This is a genomic window from Streptomyces pyxinicus (assembly GCF_024753135.1).
Taxonomy (GTDB): Bacteria; Actinomycetota; Actinomycetes; order Streptomycetales; family Streptomycetaceae; genus Streptomyces; species Streptomyces pyxinicus.
Window position 1 is genome coordinate 16,529 of record NZ_JANUGP010000006.1, and the last position, 22,150, is coordinate 38,678.

General features: G+C 69.8%; 16 protein-coding genes and 7 tRNA genes. 14 read left to right on the forward strand and 9 right to left on the reverse strand.

Annotation, left to right across the window (positions count from 1 at the left end; genetic code table 11):
• The gene (locus tag NX794_RS09965) at positions 1 to 636 is read left to right on the forward strand and encodes a GTP cyclohydrolase II (protein WP_258777956.1); all 636 of its coding nucleotides are present in this window, start codon (positions 1 to 3) and stop codon (positions 634 to 636) included.
• A 7-nt stretch (positions 637 to 643) separates the two neighbouring features.
• Here NX794_RS09965 and NX794_RS09970 read toward each other — a convergent pair whose 3' ends face one another.
• The 6 genes from NX794_RS09970 to NX794_RS09995 form a co-directional block, all read right to left on the reverse strand.
• Positions 644 to 787: a hypothetical protein gene (locus NX794_RS09970; protein ID WP_258777957.1), complete on the reverse strand. Its 144-nt coding sequence runs from the start codon at positions 785 to 787 to the stop codon at positions 644 to 646.
• 119 nt (positions 788 to 906) lie between these two features.
• Positions 907 to 979: transfer RNA gene (locus tag NX794_RS09975), tRNA-Lys, on the reverse strand.
• Positions 980 to 1,078: 99 nt separating this feature from the next.
• A complete protein-coding gene (locus NX794_RS09980; RefSeq protein WP_258777958.1) occupies positions 1,079 to 2,593 on the reverse strand; it encodes an amino acid permease in 1,515 nt (504 codons plus the stop codon).
• Between the two features lie 180 nt (positions 2,594 to 2,773).
• Positions 2,774 to 4,798: a DEAD/DEAH box helicase gene (locus NX794_RS09985; protein WP_258777959.1), complete on the reverse strand. Its 2,025-nt coding sequence runs from the start codon at positions 4,796 to 4,798 to the stop codon at positions 2,774 to 2,776.
• A 242-nt stretch (positions 4,799 to 5,040) separates the two neighbouring features.
• A complete protein-coding gene (locus NX794_RS09990; RefSeq protein WP_258777960.1) occupies positions 5,041 to 5,559 on the reverse strand; it encodes a hypothetical protein in 519 nt (172 codons plus the stop codon).
• A 118-nt stretch (positions 5,560 to 5,677) separates the two neighbouring features.
• Positions 5,678 to 6,028, reverse strand: coding sequence for a metallopeptidase family protein (locus NX794_RS09995; RefSeq protein ID WP_190015890.1), 351 nt, complete (start codon positions 6,026 to 6,028; stop codon positions 5,678 to 5,680).
• A 49-nt stretch (positions 6,029 to 6,077) separates the two neighbouring features.
• Between NX794_RS09995 and NX794_RS10000 the strand changes: the two genes are divergently transcribed.
• The 9 genes from NX794_RS10000 (at position 6,078) to NX794_RS10040 (ending at position 12,773) form a co-directional block, all read left to right on the forward strand.
• Positions 6,078 to 7,694 (forward strand): metallophosphoesterase family protein, encoded by a 1,617-nt coding sequence (locus tag NX794_RS10000; RefSeq protein ID WP_258777962.1) that lies wholly within the window; start codon positions 6,078 to 6,080, stop codon positions 7,692 to 7,694.
• Positions 7,695 to 7,774: 80 nt separating this feature from the next.
• Positions 7,775 to 7,847: transfer RNA gene (locus tag NX794_RS10005), tRNA-Glu, on the forward strand.
• 39 nt (positions 7,848 to 7,886) lie between these two features.
• A tRNA-Asp gene (locus tag NX794_RS10010) sits at positions 7,887 to 7,961 on the forward strand.
• 23 nt (positions 7,962 to 7,984) lie between these two features.
• A tRNA-Phe gene (locus tag NX794_RS10015) sits at positions 7,985 to 8,061 on the forward strand.
• Between the two features lie 725 nt (positions 8,062 to 8,786).
• Entirely contained in the window at positions 8,787 to 9,548 is a 762-nt protein-coding gene (locus NX794_RS10020) for a hypothetical protein (RefSeq protein ID WP_258777963.1), read from the forward strand.
• Positions 9,545 to 11,650 (forward strand): DNA methyltransferase, encoded by a 2,106-nt coding sequence (locus NX794_RS10025; RefSeq protein ID WP_258777964.1) that lies wholly within the window; start codon positions 9,545 to 9,547, stop codon positions 11,648 to 11,650. The genes NX794_RS10020 and NX794_RS10025 overlap by 4 nt, the downstream gene beginning before the upstream one ends.
• Positions 11,651 to 12,196: 546 nt before the next feature.
• Positions 12,197 to 12,271: transfer RNA gene (locus NX794_RS10030), tRNA-Asp, on the forward strand.
• Between the two features lie 24 nt (positions 12,272 to 12,295).
• Positions 12,296 to 12,369, forward strand: a tRNA-Phe gene (locus NX794_RS10035).
• Between the two features lie 65 nt (positions 12,370 to 12,434).
• Complete coding sequence (locus NX794_RS10040) at positions 12,435 to 12,773, forward strand: hypothetical protein (protein WP_258777966.1); 339 nt, start codon at positions 12,435 to 12,437, stop codon at positions 12,771 to 12,773.
• On the opposite strand, the gene NX794_RS10045 is transcribed toward NX794_RS10040, so the two are convergent.
• Positions 12,770 to 13,864: an ABC-2 transporter permease gene (locus NX794_RS10045; protein WP_258777968.1), complete on the reverse strand. Its 1,095-nt coding sequence runs from the start codon at positions 13,862 to 13,864 to the stop codon at positions 12,770 to 12,772. The two genes, NX794_RS10040 and NX794_RS10045, sit on opposite strands and share 4 nt — an antisense overlap.
• A 365-nt stretch (positions 13,865 to 14,229) precedes the next feature.
• On the opposite strand from NX794_RS10045, the gene hrpA reads away from it, so the two are divergent.
• From hrpA to NX794_RS10060, 3 genes are all read left to right on the forward strand, one after another.
• Entirely contained in the window at positions 14,230 to 18,183 is a 3,954-nt protein-coding gene (hrpA, locus tag NX794_RS10050; RefSeq protein ID WP_258777969.1) for an ATP-dependent RNA helicase HrpA, read from the forward strand.
• A gap of 96 nt (positions 18,184 to 18,279) precedes the next feature.
• Positions 18,280 to 18,354, forward strand: a tRNA-Asp gene (locus NX794_RS10055).
• 139 nt (positions 18,355 to 18,493) lie between these two features.
• Complete coding sequence (locus NX794_RS10060) at positions 18,494 to 18,685, forward strand: DUF6274 family protein (RefSeq protein ID WP_258777970.1); 192 nt, start codon at positions 18,494 to 18,496, stop codon at positions 18,683 to 18,685.
• A 462-nt stretch (positions 18,686 to 19,147) separates the two neighbouring features.
• Here NX794_RS10060 and bldC read toward each other — a convergent pair whose 3' ends face one another.
• Positions 19,148 to 19,354 (reverse strand): developmental transcriptional regulator BldC, encoded by a 207-nt coding sequence (gene bldC, locus NX794_RS10065; protein ID WP_003949541.1) that lies wholly within the window; start codon positions 19,352 to 19,354, stop codon positions 19,148 to 19,150.
• A 541-nt stretch (positions 19,355 to 19,895) separates the two neighbouring features.
• Positions 19,896 to 20,738 (reverse strand): DUF8083 family protein, encoded by an 843-nt coding sequence (locus tag NX794_RS10070; RefSeq protein WP_258777973.1) that lies wholly within the window; start codon positions 20,736 to 20,738, stop codon positions 19,896 to 19,898.
• Positions 20,739 to 20,950: 212 nt separating this feature from the next.
• Here NX794_RS10070 and NX794_RS10075 point away from each other — a divergent pair, with 212 nt between their 5' ends.
• The gene (locus NX794_RS10075; protein WP_258777974.1) at positions 20,951 to 22,057 is read left to right on the forward strand and encodes a Leu/Phe/Val dehydrogenase; all 1,107 of its coding nucleotides are present in this window, start codon (positions 20,951 to 20,953) and stop codon (positions 22,055 to 22,057) included.
• Positions 22,058 to 22,150 lie beyond the last annotated feature (93 nt).

Here is a 22,150-nt window from a genome sequence, read left to right on the forward strand (position 1 = left end):
ATGCCCGACCTCCCCGCCGCCACCCCGCGCGCCCGCGTCCGGGTACCGCTGCACTTCTCGGACGGTTACCGCGCCGACGCGGAGATCGTCACCTTCCACGGCCTCACCGACGGCCGCGAGCACCTCGCCGTCGTCCTCGGCGACCCCGGCCCGGTCCCGCTGGTGCGCCTGCACTCCGAATGCCTGACCGGCGACGTCTTCGGCTCCGCCCGCTGCGACTGCGGACCCCAGCTGCGCGAGGCGGTCGAGCGCGTCGCCGAGCGCGGCGGCGTCCTCCTCTACCTGCGCCAGGAGGGCCGCGGCATCGGCCTCTACAACAAGCTCGACGCGTACGCCCTCCAGGACGGGGGCCTCGACACCTACGAGGCGAACGCCGCCCTGGGCCTGCCGGAGGACGCCCGCGACTACACCGCCGCCGCCCAGATGCTCACCGCCCTCGGCATCGCCGAACTGGACCTGCTCTCCAACAACCCCGACAAGGCAGACCAGTTGCACTCACTCGACATCACCGTCCGGAACCGCATCCCGACCGGCGTCTTCACCACCACCCACAACGCCCACTACCTACGCGCGAAGGCCCTGCACACCCGCCACACGCTGCCGCTGGCGGATCTGGAGGGGCTGACGGCGGGCTGACTCCTCGTCAGGATTCCCCGTCGCGGACCGGCGCGGGCTCCGGGAGGGCCGGGACACCGAGGTCGGTCGCCAGGCTCGCGATACCCGCGTGCAGTGATCCGCGCGGGGTCAGCACGTCGTGCTTGACCGCGAGCTTGAGCTGACGGCACACGGGAACATCGTGGACGCGACACAGCGGCGGCAGCTGGAAAACGCGGCAGCGCCCGACCCGACCGAAGCCGAACCAGGCGCTGCACAGCAGGTCAGGGGGTATCCCCTGCCCGCGAACCGTAGGCCCTGTGGGACTCGAACCCACAACCAATGGATTAAAAGTCCACTGCTCTGCCAATTGAGCTAAGGGCCCAGGGCGATGTTGCCTGTCCGAGCATAGCCGGACGCGGGCGGGAGTCCGATCCGGTATCGGTTCGCGGCCGCGTCGGGAGGGGGCGGAGCGGGTGGTTGGTCACTTTTCGACCGGGTCGGGGGTGGGGGCGAGGAACCAGTGGCGGGCCGAGGCCAGCCACCAGGTGGCGGCGAAGCCCAGGACGACCAGGACGGCGACCGGGGCGTAGTTGAAGGTCTTCACCGTGACCGGGGAGACCTGGGGGAGCATGAAGAGGACCGTGATCGCCACCACCCAGACGACCGAGACGACGCCGATCGGCTGGGACCAGCGGCCCAGGTGCCAGGGGCCGCGTGCGAAGGCGGCGCCCTTGCGGACCCGCAGGAACGTGGGGATGACGTAGGCGATGTAGAGGCCGATGACCGCGATGGAGGTCACCGCCGCGTAGGCCGTCGTGTTGATCAGGTAGGGAAGGCCGAGGGCCAGGGCGCCGAGGGCGGCCAGCCAGACCGCCGCCACGGGGGTGCGGGTGCGCGGGCTGACGGTGTGCCAGAGGCGGGAGAAGGGCAGGGCGCCGTCCCGCGAGAAGGCGTAGATCATGCGGCTGTTGGCGGTGACGGAGGCCATGCCGCAGAAGAGCTGGGCGCCGATCACCACCAGGAGCAGCAGCTTGCCGGCCGTGGCGCCGAGGGCGTCCAGGAGGATCTGGGCGGGCGGCGCGCCGGTCGGGGAGGCGAGTTCCCGGCCGTAGTCCTGGATCGCGAAGGTGAAGCCCAGGAGCAGCACGAAACCGGCGATCCAGGATGTCCAGATGGAGCGGACGATGCCCTGGGGGCCCGCCGTGGACGCGTCGTGGGTCTCCTCCGTCATGTGCGCGGAGGCGTCGTAGCCGGTGAAGGTGTATTGGGCCATCAGCAGGCCGAGCAGGACGACGTAGAGGCCGCTGCCCCAGCCCGTCTGGTTGACGAAGTGCGTGAACACGAAGGACGCCGACCGGTGGTGGTCGGGGACGAGGGCGAGCGCGCCGACGATGACGGCCACGCCGAGCACGTGCCACCACACGCTCACGCTGTTCAGGAAGGCGACGATCCGGACGCCGAAGGTGTTCAGCAGGCCGTGCAGCAGCAGGATCGCGGCGAAGAGCAGGACCGTGCGGGCCGGGGTGACCTCGAAGCCGAACTGGAGGTTCAGGTACGCGCCCAGGAAGGAGGCCGCGCCGAAGTCGACGCCGGCGGTCACCGCGACCTGGCCGAGCACGTTGAACCAGCCGGTGAACCAGGCCCAGGCCGCCGCCGAGCGGGGCGGCGCGAGGCGGTGCGCCCAGAAGTACAGGCCGGCCGAGGTCGGGTAGGCGGAGCAGATCTCGGCCATCGACAGGCCGACGAACAGCGTCATCAGACCCACCACCACCCAGCCCCAGGTGATCACGGCGGGGCCGCCGGTGGTCATCCCGAAGAGGTACAGCGTGAGGCAGCCGGACAGCACCGAGATGATCGTGAAGGACACGGCGTAGTTGGAGAACGCCGACATCCGGCGGGCCAGCACCTGGGTGTAGCCGAGTTCGGCCAGCCGTTCCTCGTCCGACAGGCCGCCGGCCCGCTCCGTCGTCCCCTGCACCCTCGCGTCTTCTGTCATGCCCCCAGCAATTCCCAGGGCGGGGGTGCGGCATGCGGCGCCGGGATCTCCGTATGGCCAAAAAGGGCCCGTACGAACGAGTCGTACGGGCCCTTGTGGGGTCACGTCAGGTCACACCGGGTGGGCGTGGCCGTCGGGTCAGCCGTCGCGCTTCCGGCGTCAGCCGTTGCGCCGCCGGCGTCAGCCGTTGCGCTTCCAGCGCGGCTTGTCGTCGCGGCGGCCGAAGGAACCGGAGCCGGAGCCGGAGCCGCGGTGGTCGTCACGGCGGCCGAAGGGGCGCTCGTGGCCACCGGAGCGGAAGCCCGGGCGGTCGTCGCGGCGGTCGCGGTTGAACGGACGGTCGCTGCCCCGGTGCCCGCCGCGCTCGTCCCGGCGGAAGCCGCCCCGGTCGTCACGACGCTCGAAGGAACGGCCACCACGGTCGTCACGGCGCTCGAAGCCGCGGTCGTCACGACGGTCGCGGTCGAAGGGACGGCGGTCGTCACGACGCTCGAAGCCACGGCCACCACGGTCGTCCCGGCGGTCGCGGTCGAACGGGCGGCGGTCGTCACGGCGCTCGAAGCCACGGCCACCACGGTCGCCCCGGTCACCGCGGTCGTCGCGGCGCGGGAAGTCGCGGCGCTCCTTGCGCTCGTACGGCGCCGAGGACGCCGGACGCTCCTCGCGCTCGGTCTCGCGCTGCGCCGGCTGCTCGGCGACGACGGCCTCGGCCACGGCCTCCGCGGCGGACGCCTGGGCCTCGGCCACCGCGGTCTCCGGGTCCTCGCCGCGCTCGCGGGCGACGCGGACGACCAGCCGGTCGGCCTCCTCGCGCAGCTCGGTGGCGCGGCGCTGGGCGCGCTCCAGCTCCTTGGCGAGCTGGGCGACGTCCCGCTCGGCCTGCTGCGCGGCGTTGTTCGCGGACTCGGCCTGCACCTCGGTCATGGAGCGGGCGCCGGTGATCTCGGCGACCTCCGGGTCGAAGGCGGCGCCGCCCTGGATGATGTGGCGGCCCGCGTCGACGCCGGCGTCCTCCATGAGGCGGAAGATCTGGCGCCGCTGGTGCGGCAGGGACAGCGAGACGACGGTGCCGGTACGGCCCGCACGCGCGGTACGGCCGGCGCGGTGCAGGTAGTCCTTGTGGTCGCCGGCCGGGTCCACGTTCAGGACCAGGTCGATGCCGTCGACGTGGATGCCGCGGGCGGCGACGTCGGTGGCGACCAGGACGTTGACGTACCCGTCCTTGAAGTCGGCCAGGGTGCGGGTGCGGGCGCCCTGGGTCATGCCGCCGTGCAGCGCGTCGGCCTTCACGCCGGACTCGCGCAGCTGCTCGGCGACGCGGTCGGCGCCCAGCTGGGTGCGGACGAAGATGATCGTGCGGCCCTTGCGGGAGGCGATCGCGGCGGTGACCGGCGCCTTGTCCTTGGGCTTCACGATGAGGATGTGGTGCGACATGGTCGTCACCGCGCCCTGGGCCGCGTCCACCTCGTGGGAGACGGGGTTGTTCAGGTAGCGGTCGACCAGGGTCTGGATCTCGTTCTCCATCGTGGCGGAGAAGAGCATCCGCTGGCCGCCGGCCGGGACCTGGTCCAGCAGCTCGGTGACCTCGGGCAGGAAGCCCAGGTCGGACATCTGGTCGGCCTCGTCGAGGACGGTGATCTGCACGTCCTCCAGGGAGCAGGCGCCGCGGTTGATGATGTCGCGCAGCCGGCCCGGGGTGGCGACGAGGACGTCGACGCCGCGCTCCAGGGCGTAGATCTGGTTGCCCATCGAGGTGCCGCCGCAGACGACCTTCATCTTCAGGCCGAGGACGTCGCCGTAGGGCTGGAGGGCGTCGGCGACCTGCATCGCCAGCTCGCGGGTCGGGGTCAGGATGACCGCGCGGGGCCGCTTCTTCTCGGTGCGCCCGCCGGACAGCTGGGTCAGCGCGGGCAGACCGAAGGAGAGGGTCTTGCCGGAGCCGGTACGGCCACGGCCGAGGATGTCCTTGCCGGCCAGGGCGTCCGGGATGGTCGCGGCCTGGATCGGGAAGGGGGTCGTCACGCCGTTCTGCGCGAGCTGGCGCACGACGCCCTCGGCGAGACCGAGGTCGGCGAAGGTGATCTGGGGGGACTGGTGGGTGTCAGCGGCCTCGGGGGCCTCGGTGACCTCGGTCGTCGTCTCGGTGAGTTCGGTGTCGAGCTCGTTCTCGGACACGACGATCTGGTCAGTACTGGACACGGACATGCGAATGCGAAACCTTCCGGAGTCTCTTCGGCACGCGCCCGTCAACTCCGTGTTTCGCTCACGACCGCCTCAATGCGGTCCGCCACGGCAAAGGAGAGTACGCGCCACACGGCGCGCTCTGTGGTGGCGCCGGGCAAATGGGATCAAACGATCTACTACCATACGCACCTCCCACCCCTGAAGGCAAACTGCCCCCATCGGTGCAGGTCAGCGCGGTGGTACCCGGCCTCGACCCGGCCTCCTCACGCCGGTACGCCCGCCGCGGGCGCCGGCACCGGCTGCCGCCGGGCGAGCTGCGGCCCCGTCTCCTCGTGCGCCGAGGAGGACGGCTCGGCCGACGGCGGCTCGGAGGCCGGCGGGGGCGGCTCGGAGGCGGGCGGCGGGGGCGGGGTGGTCGCGGGCGGCGGTGTCGGCGGCTCCTCGGTCGGCGCCGGGCCCCCGGGATCGATGGTCCGTCCCGGCTTGGCCGGGTGCGCCGACGCGCTGTCCGAACCCCGGGACGGCGTGGCCGAGCCGGAGGCGGACTCCCCCGGCTTCGCCTTGCCGCCGTGCCCGTGCTTGCCGTCGCTCCCCGATCCCTCGGGCCCGAGGCCGCCCGGGCCCGCCACCGGACCGCCGTCCGGGGCCGCACCGCCGCCCCGGCCCGCCGAGTGCGAGGGGCGGGCGCGTCCCGCGTCGTCCCCCACGTTCACACAGCCGGCCGCGGCGGCGACGGCCAGCACCGTGACGGCCAGTCGGACGGGTACGTTCAAGGGGCGCACGGCGGCCACCTCCGGGGACAAGGGAAGGAGTCAACCTCCCCAACTCCCGCCGCCCGCAAGAGGACACGCGGCGCGTCCGAGTAGACGCCCGCGCCCGGCCCGCTACGACCCGCTCCGGTCACCCGTAGCCGAGGGCGTGCAGGCGGGCGTCGTCGATGCCGAAGTGGTGCGCGATCTCGTGCACCACGGTCACCTCGGCCTCCGCGACGACGTCCTCGCGGGTCTCACACATCCTGAGCGTCGGCCCCCGGTAGACGGTGATCCGGTCGGGCAGCACCCCGGCGTACCACTCCCCGCGCTCGGTGAGCGGAGTCCCCTCGTAGAGCCCGAGCAGCTCGGGGTCGTCGGCGGGCGGTTCGTCCTCCACGAACACCGCCACGTTGTCCATGAGCCGCGTCAGCTCCGGCGGGATCCGGTCGAGCGCCTCGGCCACCAGTTCCTCGAACTCCTCGCGCGTCATCTCCAGCACAGGCCCATTCTCCGGTATATCCGCCGCGGCACATGGGCATACGGGACCAATGGCCAGCGTCCCCGTCGCCGCCCTGCACCGCATGCTCAACCGCGCACCCCGCCGCGACCGGCCCCGCCCGGCCACCCCGCCCGATCTCGAACTCGCCGCCCGCCCGCGCCTTTGGCCGCGCGCCCTGGGACTCACCGGGGTCGTGCTCGTCGGCGCCTGGCTGGGCCTGCTGGTCGTCGGCGACGTCCGGGCGCCGGTCGGCCCGATGAACACGACGATGGCACTGCGCCCGTCCGTCACCGGCGGCACGAAGATCAACATCTCGCCGCTGGGCGCGCTCTCGCTGGACAGCCATGTCGCCCCGGTCCGCCTGGACGTCAACGTCGACCAGCTCGACCCCGCGCGTTCCCAGGCCCTGGTGGACCACCCGGAGCGGCTCTCCGGCCTCCAGGACGAGGTCGCCCACGACGTCGAGCACGGCACCCTGGACCTGGCCGTGCGCTCCTGCGTCGCCGTCGCGACCGGCGCCACCGCCCTCGGCCTCGCCGTCTACCGCCGCCCGCGCCGGGCCCTCGCGGCCGGCGGCCTGGCCCTGACCCTGCTCGCCGCGTCGGGCGCGACCGCGTACGCCACCTGGAATCCGAAGTCGATCCTGGAGCCGAGGTTCTCCGGGCTGCTCAGCTCGGCACCCTCGGTGGTCGGCAACGCGCGCAGCATTGTCACCGAGTTCGACGTCTACCAGAAGGAACTGGCGCGCCTGGTCACGAACGTGACGAAGCTCTACGACGTCACGTCCACGCTCCCGGCCTACCGGCCCGACCCCTCCACGATCCGGGTCCTGCACGTGTCGGACATCCACCTGAACCCGGCGAGCTGGAAGATCATCGGCTCGCTGGCGAAGCAGTACAAGGTGAACGTGATCGTCGACTCCGGCGACACGATGGATCACGGTACGGCGGCGGAGAACGGCTTCCTGGACCCGATCGGCGACCTGGGCGTGCCGTACGTGTGGGTGCGCGGCAACCACGACTCCCGGACCACCCAGCGCTACCTGGAACGCATGAGGAACGTGCACGTCCTGGACGACGGGCGGGCCGAGACGGTCGGCGGTCTCAGGTTCGCCGGCATCGGCGACCCGCAGTTCACCCCGGACCGCTCGAAGGCGATCGGCCGCGACGCCTCCGAGGAACTGGCGGGCGACCGGCTGGCCAGCGCCCTGCGCGACCAGCGGGCGGCCGGGAAGCCGGTGGACGTGGCGATCGCGCACGAGCCGTCGGCGGCCCGGGAGACCGACGGCACGGTGCCGCTGGTGCTGTGCGGGCACCTGCACCACCAGGGCACCGAGATGCTGGAATTCGGCACCCGGCTGCGGATGGAGGGCTCGACCGGGGGCAGCGGGCTGCGCGCGGTGGAGCACCAGTACCCGGCGCCGATCGAGGCCTCGATCCTCTACTTCGACCGGGACAGCCGCCGGCTCCAGGCCTGGGACGCGATCGAGCTGGGCGGGCTGGGACTGACGACGGCCGAGGTCAGCCGCCACCTGGCGGACGAGAACAAGCCCGAGTCCGATCCCGGCGCGAGCCCGTCCGCCACTCCCTCCACGACCTCGTCCGGGACCGCCCCCTGGGGCCCCTCCTCGAACCCCTCCGGGACCGTCTCCCACCGTGCCCCGTAAACCGTTTTGGCGATCCCCCTCGCCATCCCATATGCTTCTCACGTCCCCGACGCGCTGCGAAGCGCCCAGGCGGGCCGATAGCCCTCATCGTCTAGCGGCCTAGGACGCCGCCCTTTCAAGGCGGTAGCACGGGTTCGAATCCCGTTGGGGGCACGCACCACCCTGCGCAGCGTTTGCTTTTGCATAGAGCTTGGTCCTGTGGAGCAGTTTGGAGTGCTCGCCACCCTGTCAAGGTGGAGGCCGCGGGTTCAAATCCCGTCAGGACCGCTGAAGTTCCTCGTGAACTTCGTGGCTGGGTAGCTCAGTTGGTACGAGCGTCCGCCTGAAAAGCGGAAGGTCGCCGGTTCGACCCCGGCCCCAGCCACCACGAAGAAGAGCCCTGGGCGGTCTGCCGCCCGGGGCTCTTTCACATGCTCCAGGGCGCCCTGTCTTCACTTGCGGAAACGTCACCGAGGAACTTCTTCCGTTCTTTCCGTGCTGACGTATCTGCACGGCGGTGCTGACATGACCCCGGGAATGCCTGTGTTTCCGGGGTCGGGATGGCTTCCTTCTCCCTCGATGGATCCCGTGAGTCCCTACCGCCACCGCGAGAAGTGCGAGCCGGCCGTACTGGGCGGGCCGGGGTGGAGCTGCTTGACCTGCTCAGCGGCCCCCGGAGAGTCCGCAGCTGATGCCACCGTGCGAGGCCGCTTTCCCCCCCCCGCCGCCCCAGTGGCAGCGGCACGGAAGCTCCGGTGCCGGCCAAGGTCCGCGGGCTGCATCTGGGTCTCGGGCTGTCCAAGCCGTGCGCACTCGTGTGCACGCCACGCCGCTCCCGTCGGACATCCGGGTCCTCACCGGAACGTGCGTCCAGGACTTCCGGGTCCGCGAGGTGTCCGGTGCAGTCGGGCAGGACCAGCTTGGGGGTTCAACAAACCTTCGACTCGAAGACCGTGCAAGTCACGCCGAAGCAGTTGTGGCCGGCGGCCCCGGCGTGACTGACGCTGCCCGCATCGACTATCAGGCGATGTCGCCACTCACCGATACGATGCCCCCGGAAGACGCGCCCCAGTCCCGGCGGTGCGGCCAGACCGAGCGAGTAGAGGGCAGCAGGTGGGCGCAGTTGAACGGGTATTTCTGGAGTGCGAGCGCGCTCGGGCGGACGGTGACCTGATCCAGCGGGTGTCGGCGAGCGACAAGGAGTATCATTTCCAGAACTGGGTCGGAGAGCGCATTGAAGCGTGCCGCCTCGCCTACGACGAACCGGGCAGGAACACGTATCCGGACTTCCGGCTGGTCAACCACCCGGAGGGCTACGAGGTCAAGGGTTTGGAGTTCCCCGGCCGAGAGGCTGACTACGACTCCAACTCCCAGGTGCCCACGGGGAACCACAACGGCCGCGAGGTCTTCTACGTCTTCGGACGCTACCCCAAGGCCGAGCGCGGCGTTGACGAGTACCCCGTCGTTGATCTCGTGGTCTGCCATGGCAGCTTCTTGAACGCCGACACCGACTATATTCACAAGAATAAATCGTTCCGCGGGTTCGGCTCATACGGCGACATACTGGTCCGCGACCGGAAGATGTACGTCGTGCCTACGCCGTTCGCGCTGGCCGCCGGAACGGCCGGCCTGGCCACACTCATCGCACCCGCCGACTACCAGGTGCTGTCGAGCGAGCTCGTCCAGGTAGGCGAGCTGGACCGGGTCGAGGTTGACGATGTGCTCGTTTCGTACGAGTTCAACATGCAGACCAACGAGATGGTCACGCACAAGGAGCCGAATCCGAACGCCGGTACCGTGCACCAGTTCCGTGCCTACCGATCGCGTGGAGCGGGTGACACGAAGACGGTCACGCTGAAGGGGCCTCGCTCATGACGCCCGTGGTACCTGCACGGACGGGCCTGGAGTCGGCATTCCCTGCCGCGATGCTCAGTGCCGTTGGCACGAAGGAGTCCTGGCGCAAGGAGGTCCACCGCCCTGCGACCAGCACACACAAGTGGTGGGCCAAGCGCCTCGGCACTGTCTTCCGCGGGATTCTTGCCTCGGCTACGACACCCGAGGACGCCGATGGCGCCGCGGCATACGCATCCCCGCTGGACCTGAATAGTGCCGTCGTCCTCGATCCCTTCTCTGGCTCCGGTGTCACTGGTGTCGAAGCACTCAAGCTCGGAGCCCGAGCCGTGTGCTTCGATATCAACCCCGTGGCAACCCTGGTCCAGCGCCAGGCAATGCAGCCCTGGAACATGGAGCGCCTGGCGGCTGCTTACGAGGCCGTCGAGTCTGCCTGCCGCGAGGAGATCGACCGCGTCCACCAGGCCGAAGACGGCCGGACTGTCCTGTACTACTTCTGGGTCGCGACCGTCCAGTGCCCCGATTGCTCCGACAAGGTGCGACTATTCGACTCGCCGGTGTTCTCCAAGAACGCCTATCCTAAGCGGGTTCCGAAAGCGCAGATCGTCTGTCCTGAGTGCCTGGGTGTCAAGCAGAGCCGGTACGACTTCGACTCCGAGACGTGCCCCAGCGGCCACGAGATCAGCCAGCGTGGAGCAGTCCGCGGTCAGATGGCAACCTGTCGCCAGGGCCACACCTTCAAGGTCTTGACTGCTCTCGGCGGCAACAGGGCTGAGTTCGAGATGTACGCCAAGATGGTCGCGAACCCGGATGGCTCGAAGGTCTACGAGAGCATCACCGACTGGGATCGCGACCTCTACGCACAGTGCGTCGAGCGACTCGCCGATCTGCCCGACTCCATGGTCCTGCCGCAGGGTGAGCTTGCGAGAGGCAACAACACCGACCAGGCGCTGAAGTGGAACTTTCGCGAGTGGCGCGACTTCTTCAACGCGCGCCAATTGGTCTCGCTATCGCTGATCGCGACCGCAATCCGGGACTTGCCCGGACCCTCCGCTGAACGTGAAGCGCTCGCGGCGCTCTTCTCGGGCACCCTTGAGTTCAACAACCTCTTCACGTCCTTCAAGGGCGAGGGGACCGGTGCTGTCCGGCACATGTTCAGCCACCACGTCCTCAAGCCGGAGCGAACGCCCCTCGAAGCCCATCCGTGGGGGACGACGCAGTCGTCGGGTTCCTTTTCAACTCTCTACAAGAGCCGGCTGCAGCGTGCGCATGAGTACAAAGTGAAGCCCGCCGATCTCGTCGACAAAGGCGCAGGGGCCGAACGTGTCACCGGGCTCGCCAAGCCGCTGGCTGCAACCGTTGTCGACTCATGGGCATCGTTCGAGGCCGCCCAGGGCCAAGCCGCCTACGTCGCCACCCGGAACTCGGCGGAGACCGATCTCCCCGATGGGTCCGTCGACCTGGTCGTCACGGACCCGCCCTACATGGACAACGTTCACTACGCGGAGCTTGCTGACTTCTTCCACGCCTGGCTTCACGGAATGCGGCCGTACGGCGCGTACCCGGCGACGGCGACAACACGGCGAACCGGAGAAGTTCAGCACGCGGATCCGGTCGAGTTCGGCAAGGCGATCGAAGCTGTCTGGAGCGAGTGCGCACGGGTCCTGAAGCCGGGTGGTCTCCTCGCCTTCACGTTCCACCAGGCCCGCATCAGCGGCTGGGTGCAGGTGGTCGAATCGCTTCACCGCGCCGGCTTCGTGATCACCGCCGTCCAACCGGTCAAGGGGGAGATGTCGACGAGCATCGTCAAGACCGGCTCGCGAGAGCCGTCGAATCTGGACAGCGTGGTCGTCTGCCGTCGGGCAGCCGACGGCGCGACCAACCCGAATGGCTCGCTCGAAGAAGCTCTGGCGACTGCACAGAAGGAGCTGAGTGCCCTGTTGGAGGCCGGTGTGGATGTGGGGGCGGGAGACGTGCGGTCCGTCGTTCGCGGCTCCCTGTTGGCTTACCTCTCGTCAGCGGGCACCGGCTTGAACGATGCGGTCATCGCTCAGGTGGACGCGCTAGCTTCACAGGTAATCGACGCACTGATCGCTCCGAAGCAATCTGCTGCGGTCCTCGTCTGACACGAGAAAGTACGCCTAGCGACGACGGCGACAGCATCAACACGAAGTACCGCAGGACGCCTGCCCGGCGGTACTTCGTGTGTGTCCCCAGCGTGATCCCGAACGACGCCGTCATACACAAAACAAGCGTCCGGCAACAGCTCCCCCACACCGCGCAGAAGCCAGCGGGAAGGTCGGCGCCGCACCCGAACACTCTCCCGCCCGGCCGGGGCAAACCGTGCACGTGTCGTGCTGACCCGGATGCAGCCGCTCAGGGGCCTTCAGCTTTGCTTCAGGAGGCATCATGAAGCAGTGCAGGGCTCGTAGTATCAGGGACCACTCCACCCCTGACCAGCTTAGATTCGCATTCGCAACGATCTGTCGTCCTGTGCTGACGTGTCAGCACAGGACCCGGATCGAGGTGGATCGAGCAGGACTCAGGAGGATGGAAATGGTGGCACTTATCCCGGTCTCCAGCGTTTACGCAGGTCAGCAAGGTAACGATTTCGGGTTCGAATCCCGTTGGGGGCACGCAAGATCGTGTGCGACACTGTTGCATACGTGCTTGGTCCTGTGGAGCAGTTTGGAGTGCTCGCCACCCTGTCAAGGTGGAGGCCGCGGGTTCAAATCCCGTCAGGACCGCTGGTGTTTCACGTGAAACACCGTGGCTGGGTAGCTCAGTTGGTACGAGCGATCGCCTGAAAAGCGATAGGTCGCCGGTTCGACCCCGGCCCCAGCCACAACCAGAAGGCCCCGTTCGACGAACGGGGCCTTCGTCGTGTCACAGCCATGAAGCGGGGAAGTCATGGGCAGCAGCCGGGTCGGGGGCGCGGACGAGACCGCGCTGGAGAAGGACAGGGCGAGGTACGGGCTACTCGCGGTGGTGGTCAGCAATCTCGCCGTCGTCGCCGTCGCGGTCTTCGGGGTCTGGCAACTCGACGGTGACAAGGCCGTGATCGTCGGTGTCCTCACCGCCGCCTTCACCGCGGTCAGCAGCACGACCACCGCCTATCTGGGCATCAAGGCCGTCTCCAACACCGCACGCTCCATCGCCCTCGCCGACGGCCCCTCCCGAGCGCACACCCCGGTGCCCGAGGTACCGCCGGCGGTGACGCCGGTGGCATCGGCCTCGCGGGGCGCCTAGGCCGCGTGGGCCGGGCCGGTGGGGCGGCCGCCCGGGTGGCGGTGGCGCCAGGTCACGAAGACCGCGCAGGAGAGCACCGTCCAGCCCACCAGCACCAGGAACGGGAACACGTGCTGGTGGCCCCGGAAGTACACGGCGGTGTGCTGGGCGTTCACCGAGGCGCCGGGCGGCAGCCAGCGGCCGATCGTGCCGAGCGGGGACGGCAGCAGCGGCCAGGAGACGGCACCGCCCGACGAGGGGTTGCCCAGCAGTACCAGCAGTCCCCAGGTGGGCAGCATGGCCCAGCGTCCGACCAGGGTGTTGAACATCGTGAAGACCATGCTGGTCGTGAACATCGTCAGGGCGAGGATCAGCCAGGACTCCGCGAACGGCAGCCGCAGCGCGCCGAGCCACCAGTCCACCACCGCGCAGATCACGAACCCGCCGAGCAGCGAGTAGCCGACGATGTAGGCGATGCGCTCCAGCGGATTGAGCGCTTTGGCGTGCACGCTGAGCTGGATGGCGCCGACCATGCCGACGACCACCGCGGCGAGGGTGATGTAGAAGATCGCCAGGCCGCGCGGGTCGCCCTTCTGCAACGGCTTGACGTCACGGACCACCACGGGTGTGCCGGTCGCCTTGCCCACCTTCGCCGCCGACTCCGCGAGCACCTGGGCGACCGACGAGCCGGACGCCCCGGACACCTCCAGGAGGATCGGCTTTCCGGAGGCGGGCACCTCGACCACCGCGAACGCCTCCTGCGCGTCCACCGCGCCCAACGCCGCCTGTCTGCTGTCGTACGGGCGCAGCTTGAGCGAGGCGTCCAGGGCCCGTTCCATCCCGCCGATGAAGCGCCGGGCGGCCGGACCGCCGTAGTCGCCGGTCACGGCCGTGGGGATGCTGTGCGGGGTCGGGTTCGCCATGGCGTAGGTGTAGGAGCCGGCGAAGAGGCCGGCACCGGCCGCGACGAGCAGCAGCAGGACGGTGGCGGGGAGGAAGGGGGAGGTCCGGAACGCGGCGTAGCGCTCCGCTCGGGTGGGCGGGCGGCCGTGTGCTCCGTGTGCTCCGGGTTCCGTGTGTTCTCCGGGTTCTGAGTGCTGCGAGTCGGGCATAGGGATCACGCTAGGGCAATAGGGGCACCGGTCTCCTGTCGGGGGGCTCGGGCTGCCGCCGTGGGGGTGGTGCTTCAGGTGCCGGGTGCGGGTGCGTTGTGGTTGATCGCGCAGTTCCCCGCGCCCCTGGCGGGCGGCCGCCGTGGGGTGAGGCGCTTGTACGCCGGGAGCGGGTGAATCGTGGTTGATCGCGCCGTTCCCCGCGCCCCTGGCGGGCGGCCGCCGTGGGGTGAGGCGCTTGTACGCCGGGAGCGGGTGAATCGTGGTTGATCGCGCAGTTCTCCGCGCCCCTGGCGGGGCGCTGTAGGTGCCGCCCGGCAAATCGTTCGCTTGTTTTTGTTCGGGGGTGAGATCCTGGATCGCGTATGTCTACGCATCCCGCCCCCGCCCTCGGCACCCTCGCCCCCCGTCTGACCGAGTTGTCGCTGCGCGACGCGCACCGGCTCGGGCGGCGGCTTGAGGGCGCGCGCAAGATCCGTAAGCCGGAGGCCCGCGCCGCCGTCCTCGCCGAGATCGAGGCCGAGGTCGACAAGGCCGCGGCCCGGATGGACGGGCGGCGCTCCCGCCTGCCCGCCGTCACGTATCCCGAGCAGCTGCCGGTCAGCCAGAAGAAGGACGACATCGCGGCGGCCATCCGCGACCACCAGGTCGTCATCGTCGCCGGCGAGACCGGTTCCGGAAAGACGACGCAGATCCCGAAGATCTGTCTCGAACTGGGCCGCGGCGTGCGCGGCATGATCGGGCACACCCAGCCCCGCCGGATCGCCGCCCGCACCGTCGCCGAGCGGGTCGCGGACGAGCTGCGCACCCCGCTCGGCGAGGCCGTCGGCTGGAAGGTCCGCTTCACCGACCAGGTGAACCCGGACGCCACCTTCGTCAAGCTGATGACGGACGGCATCCTGCTCGCCGAGATCCAGACCGACCGCGAGCTGCGCGCCTACGACACGATCATCATCGACGAGGCGCACGAGCGGTCCCTCAACATCGACTTCCTGCTCGGCTACCTCGCCCAGCTGCTCCCGAAGCGGCCGGACCTGAAGGTCGTCATCACCTCGGCGACCATCGACCCGGAGCGGTTCTCCCGGCACTTCGGGGACGCCCCGATCATCGAGGTGAGCGGACGGACGTACCCGGTGGAGGTGCGCTACCGCCCGCTGCTGGAGGAGGACTCCGACGACACGGCGGACGCCGACCGCGACCAGATCACCGCGATCACCGACGCCGTCGAGGAGCTGATGGCGGAGGGGCAGGGCGACATCCTCGTCTTCCTCTCCGGCGAGCGGGAGATCCGGGACACCGCGGACGCGCTGGAGAAGAAGAAATACCGATTCACCGAGGTGCTGCCGCTGTACGCGCGGCTCTCGCACGCCGAGCAGCACCGGGTCTTCCAGCCGCACACCGGACGCCGGATCGTGCTGGCGACCAACGTCGCCGAGACCTCCCTGACCGTGCCCGGCATCAAGTACGTCATCGACCCCGGCTTCGCCCGGATCAGCCGCTACAGCCACCGCACCAAGGTCCAGCGGCTGCCCATCGAGCCCGTCTCGCAGGCCAGCGCCAACCAGCGCAAGGGCCGCTGCGGCCGTACCTCCGACGGCATCTGCGTCCGGCTCTACAGCGAGGACGACTTCCTCGCCCGGCCGGAGTTCACCGACGCGGAGATCCTGCGCACCAACCTGGCCTCCGTCATCCTCCAGATGACCGCCGCCGGCCTCGGCGACATCGAGAAGTTCCCCTTCATCGACCCGCCGGACCACCGCAACATCCGCGACGGCGTGCAACTCCTCCAGGAGCTGGGCGCACTGGACCCGGCGCAGAAGGACGCGCGCAAGCGGCTCACCGACACCGGCCGCAAGCTGGCCCAGCTGCCGGTCGACCCGCGCCTCGCCCGGATGGTGCTGGAGGCGGACAGGAACGGCTGTGTCCGCGAGGTCATGGTCATCGCCGCCGCGCTGTCCATCCAGGACCCGCGCGAACGCCCGGCCGAGAAGCAGGCCCAGGCCGACCAGCAGCACGCCCGCTTCAAGGACGAGACCAGCGACTTCCTCGCCTACCTCAACCTGTGGCGGTACGTCCGCGAGCAGCAGAAGGAGCGCGGCTCCAGCTCGTTCCGCCGGATGTGCAAGCAGGAGTACCTCAACTTCCTGCGCATCCGCGAATGGCAGGACATCTACGTCCAGCTGCGCACGGTCGCCAAGCAGATGGGCATCCACCTCGCCGAGGAGGACGCCCCCGCCGACCGCGTGCACGTCTCGCTGCTGGCCGGCCTGCTGTCCCACATCGGGATGAAGGACGTCAAGGACGGCAACAAGAACGAGTACCTGGGCGCCCGCAGCGCCAAGTTCGCGATCTTCCCCGGCTCCGCGCTGTTCCGGAAGCAGCCGAAGTTCGTGATGTCCGCCGAGCTGGTGGAGACCAGCCGGCTGTGGGCGCGGGTCAACGCCAGGATCGAGCCGGAGTGGGTCGAGCCGCTCGCCGAGCACCTGCTCAAGCGCACCTACAGCGAACCGCACTGGGAGAAGGACCAGGCGGCCGTGATGGCGTACGAAAAGGTCACACTGTACGGCGTGCCGATCGTCGCCCAGCGCAAGGTGAACTACGGCCGGATCGACCCGGAGGTCTCCCGCGAGCTGTTCATCCGCAACGCGCTGGTCGAGGGCGACTGGCGCACCCACCACAAGTTCTTCGCGGACAACCGCAAGCTGCTCAGCGAGGTCGAGGAGCTGGAGCACCGGGCCCGGCGCCGGGACATCGTCGTGGACGACGACACGCTCTTCGACTTCTACGACCAGCGGGTACCCGAACACGTCGTCTCCGGCGCGCACTTCGACTCCTGGTGGAAGCACAAGCGGCACGAGCAGCCCGATCACCTGGACTTCGAGCGGGAGATGCTCATCCGGGAGTCGGCGGAGGCGGTCACCAAGGCCGACTACCCCGACACCTGGCGCCAGGGGCCGCTCAAGTTCCGGGTGACGTACCAGTTCGAGCCGGGCGCGGACGCGGACGGTGTGACCGTGCACATCCCCCTCCAGGTCCTCAACCAGGTCACCGACGAGGGCTTCGACTGGCAGATCCCGGGTCTGCGCGAGGAGGTGGTGACGGAGCTGATCCGCACCCTCCCCAAGCCGATCCGCCGCAACTACGTGCCCGCGCCCAACTACGCCAAGGCGTTCCTGGAGAAGGCCGTGCCGCTCCAGGAGCCGCTGCCGGTCACCATGGCGCGCGAGCTGAAGCGGATGGTCGGGGTGCCCTTCGAGGCGGAGGACTTCGACTGGTCCAAGGTCCCGGACCATCTGAAGATCACGTTCCGGATCGTCGACGAGCGGCGCCGCAAGCTGGCCGAGGACAAGGACCTGGAGGCGCTGAAACTCCGGCTGAAGCCGAAGGCACGCAAGGCGCTGTCCCAGGCCGCCGCCGCGACCGCGTCCCGCGAGGGCGGGGAGTCCTTGGAGCGCGCCGGGCTGGCCGACTGGACGATCGGCAGCCTCAGCCGGGTCTTCGAGACCCGCCGGGCCGGCCAGCCGGTCAAGGCGTACCCGGCGCTGGTGGACGACGGCGACACCGTCTCCGTCCGCCTCTTCGACACCGAGGCCGAGCAGGCCGAGGCCATGTGGCAGGGCACCCGGCGGCTCATCCTGCGCAACATCCCGGTCAACCCCGCGAAGTTCGCCTCCGAGAAGCTGACGAACCAGCAGAAGCTGGGGCTGTCCGCCAACCCGCACGGATCGATCCAGGCGCTGTTCGACGACTGCGCGATGGCGGCGGCGGACAAACTGATCGGCGACTTCGGCGGCCCGGCGTGGGACGAGGAGTCGTACCGCAAGCTCTACGACAAGGTCCGCGCCGAGATCGTGGACACCACGGTCCGGGCGGTCGGCCAGGTCCAGCAGGTGCTGGCCGCCTGGGGGGCCTGTGAGCGCCGCCTGAAGGCCGTGCGGAGCCCGGCGCTGCTCGCGAACCTGACGGACGTGCGCAAGCAGCTGGACGCCCTCGTGAAGCCCGGCTTCGTCACCGCGGCCGGCATACGGCGGCTGCCCGACCTGATGCGCTACCTGGTCGCCGCCGACCGGCGCCTGCAGCAGATGCCGACGGGGGTCCAGCGGGACACCACGCGCATGGAGAAGGTCCACGAGATGCAGGACGAGTACGCGTGGCTCCTGGAGCAGCTGCCCCAGGGCCGCCCGGTGCCGCAGCAGGTCCTCGACATCCGCTGGATGCTGGAGGAGCTGCGGGTCAGCTACTTCGCCCACGCGCTGGGCACGGCGTACCCGGTCTCCGACAAGCGGATCGTGAAGGCGATCGACGCGGCGGTGCCGTGACCGGACGGTCACAGGGGGCGAGTTCGACCAGGCGGGCCCGCCTCCTGTACAGTCCTACTCGCAGCGCAAGACCGCAGGTCGAACGCCGCGAAACCTGGTCCTGTGGAGCAGTTTGGAGTGCTCGCCACCCTGTCAAGGTGGAGGCCGCGGGTTCAAATCCCGTCAGGACCGCATAGACGACAAGAGGGCCCCTCGCGAGAGGGGCCCTCTTGCGTTGTCCGCGCAGCCCGGCCGCCCTTGACGGCGCCGGCTTCCCTCGGTACCCAGGGAGCAGGGCCCGTTCCTCCTGTGCGGCCCCCGGAGGTGGCGTATGGCGGCATCGGCCAGGCACGAGACGCGGGCGCTGTTGCGGGCCCATCTGTCGGCCGCCTCGTCCTATCGGCACGTCACCCGGCACTGCCCGGTCTGCCACCGCCTGCTGCGGCTGGCGCTGGACGCCCCGGCCAGGCCCCGGGAGCCCGACGCGGACGCCATGGAGGACGAAAGTCCCCGCAGCGCGTGACCAACGCCCCCCGCGCGCCCGGCTCCTGGGTGCGACCCTGGAACAGGTGCTTCCACTAGCGCACCGGAAGCACGGGCAACAAGCGCCCCCATGTGTGACGGGTGTCACCGCATGACTTTTCAAAAGGGTGACACTTACCCCCGTCATACAACAGGTCAATTTAATATGTGCAATTGCACCCCTTACCGGGGTCTCGCAGGGCGGTTCCGACACCGCTCCCCAGACTCCGACAAGGCTGCCCACAGGGCCACTTGCGCACTCCCCGCCGACGCACAAAAAAGATCGCGCTGGACCCGGCGGAGTCCAGCGCGATCCACGACGCACCCTGTGTCGCTGCCTGTGGCGTTCTCTTCGGCTTGGGCGAGGGGCCTGTTGGGGCAGAACCCGCGTCGCTTGGAGCTAGGGTTCCGGGCACGTCCGACAGGTTGGGGGGCCTGGCGGTTTCGCCCGTTATTCGGTTGTTCAGGCCTCGCTGCGCTGCTGCGGGATGCCCGCGAGCAGTGCGCGGACCTCGGCCTCGCGGTAGCGGCGGTGCCCGCCGAGCGTACGGATCGACGTGAGCTTGCCGGCCTTCGCCCACCGCGTGACCGTCTTGGGGTCGACACGGAACATGGTGGCGACCTCAGCCGGGGTCAGCAGCGGCTCGGCATCAGGGGTGCGAGCGGTCATGAGCGGCCTCCTCGGGAGAACCGAACCATCTCGGTTCTTTCCTCTAAATTCTGCACCTTGACCCGCGTTGCCCGAAATGGCGGACGCGAGTCGAGTCGGTTATAGGACGAACGGCTTGTCCTCGGCACTACAACTACACCATCTGTCCAGCCGCGTCGGCCAAACCGATGGAATTGCCCTCCCAGGTGTTCATCAGCGACGGATGCCGATGGACCATGCCATAGCGGACAGTCACGCCACTGTGACGATCAGTCACAGTGGCGTGCAGGAGTCACAAGACCCCCCAAAGCGTGCAATGCTGGGAATCCGCCCACAGTGGAGCATAGTTGGGCGGACGGAGCCCTCCCCGGACTCCTTGTCCTATTTTGGCATGAGGGGCGGCAAGAGGCGCAAGGGCCGCGTAAGTGCCGTCCGTCACCCTTGAGACAAAAGTCCAGATCGGGACCAACGTCCCGGCACAGGGTCAAGTGTCGTAGACCGTACGTCGTTCGAGGCCGTTCGAGCCGTGACCTACGTCACTCGGCTCACGCCCGGTTCGCGTTCAGTTCGCGGAACGCCGGTCCCGTACCGCCCGCCAGCGCTCCACGAGCCGCCCGTAGGCCTCCCCGGCCGCCGCCCCGTCGCCCAGTCGCAGCGCCTCGATCCCGGCCGCCACGTCCGCCGCCGAGTGGTCGCCCACCAGCTCGCCGGCCGGCAGCACGTGCACCAGGCCGCCATAGTCCAGTTCCACCAGCGAGCGCGGGTGGAACTCCTCCAGCCAGCGGCCGACGTCCAGCAGGCCGTCGATCAGCGGTCCCTCCTCGACGGCGTCCTTCAGCGCCCGCAGCCCCCGCGCCACCCGGCGCCGGGCCTGCACCATCGGCGTGCGGTAGCGCAGCACCGGGGGCACCTCGGCGGTCCCCTCGTCGTAGCGCCGCTCGGCGTCGGAGACCAGCACGAACCAGTTCAGCGGCACCTGCCAGACGGCCGTGCGGATCCAGGGCCGGGCGTCCGGGTTCCGGGCCAGCCAGCGCTCGTAGTCCTGGGCGGCCTGGCGGCGCAGCAGGGGCGGCAGCACCGCGTCCAGCACCGGCGGGGGCAGTTCCCCGGTCGGCTCGCCGAGCGCCTGCCAGCCGCGCAGCCGAGTGCGCCAGGGGCAGACGCAGGTGACGCCGTCCACCTCCAGCACGAAGGCGTCCCGGCTCTCGTGCACCGGCACGACGACCGGCGGGGTGGGCAGCAAGTCGGCCAGCGAGCGCCGCAGTTCGTCCTGGTACGACGGCCGGTCGGGGCGGGCGGCGTAGCGCGTCCAGTGCGCGCGCTCCGGCTCCGGGAAGGCGCCCAGCGGCTCGTACACGCGCAGGTACGCCGCGTAAGGGACGACCACGGAGGACACCTTGGGCACGCCTGCTCACTCCCCACCGGACCCGGCTCGAAACACTGCGCATCGTGCCACGGTCATCCATGGGTCACACGTGCGCCGGCGGCCCGGGAGAGTGATCCTGAACACTGCGCGGATGGCGGGTGGCCGCAGGCTCTACGCTCATGCCACCGGGCCCCCGCCACCCGCACGGGGACCGCGCCCCACTCGCCGCTACTTACACAGGAGTCACCACAGTGACCGACGTAACCGGCGCACCTGCTGATGTCCTGCACACCCTGTTCCACTCGGACCAGGGCGGCCACGAGCAGGTCGTGCTCTGCCAGGACCGCGCGTCCGGCCTGAAGGCCGTGATCGCCATCCACTCCACCGCCCTGGGCCCGGCCCTCGGCGGCACCCGGTTCTACCCGTACGCGACCGAGGCCGAGGCCGTCGCCGACGCGCTCAACCTCGCGCGCGGGATGTCGTACAAGAACGCCATGGCCGGGCTCGACCACGGCGGCGGCAAGGCCGTGATCATCGGCGACCCGGAGCGCGACAAGAGCGAGGAACTGCTGCTCGCCTACGGGCGGATGGTCGCCTCCCTCGGCGGCCGGTACGTCACCGCGTGCGACGTCGGCACCTACGTCGCGGACATGGACGTGGTGGCCCGCGCGTGCCGCTGGACGACCGGCCGCTCCCCCGAGAACGGCGGCGCCGGCGACTCCTCCGTGCTCACCGCCTTCGGCGTCTACCAGGGCATGCGCGCCAGCGCCCAGCACCTGTGGGGCGACCCGCTGCTGCGCGGGCGCCGGATCGGCATCGCGGGCGTCGGCAAGGTCGGCCACCACCTGGTGCGGCACCTGCTGGACGAGGGCGCCGAGGTCGTGATCACCGACGTGCGCGAGGACGCGGTCCGGCGGATCCTCGACCAGCACCCCGAGCGGGTCTCCGCGGTCGCCGACACCGAGGCGCTGATCCGGGTGCCGGGCCTGGACATCTACGCCCCCTGCGCCCTCGGCGGCGCCCTGAACGACCTCAGCGTGCCGGCGCTGACCGCCAAGGTGGTGTGCGGCGCGGCCAACAACCAGCTCGCCCACCCCGGCGTCGAGAAGGACCTCGCGGACCGCGGGATCCTCTACGCGCCGGACTACGTGGTCAACGCGGGCGGGGTCATCCAGGTCGCCGACGAGCTGCACGGGTTCGACTTCGACCGGTGCCGGACGAAGGCCGCGAGGATCTTCGACACCACGCTGGCGATATTCGCACGTGCGAAGAAGGATGGGATCCCGCCGGCCGCCGCGGCCGACCGGATCGCCGAGCAGCGGATGGCCGAGGCGCGCGCGGGCGGCACCGCGTACTGACCCGCTCGCACAAACGCGCGGTACCCGCCGGCGGGAACGTGGAGAGAACTCTCACTTCAACCGGCGGGTCGTACCCCGATAAGTGGTTAAAAT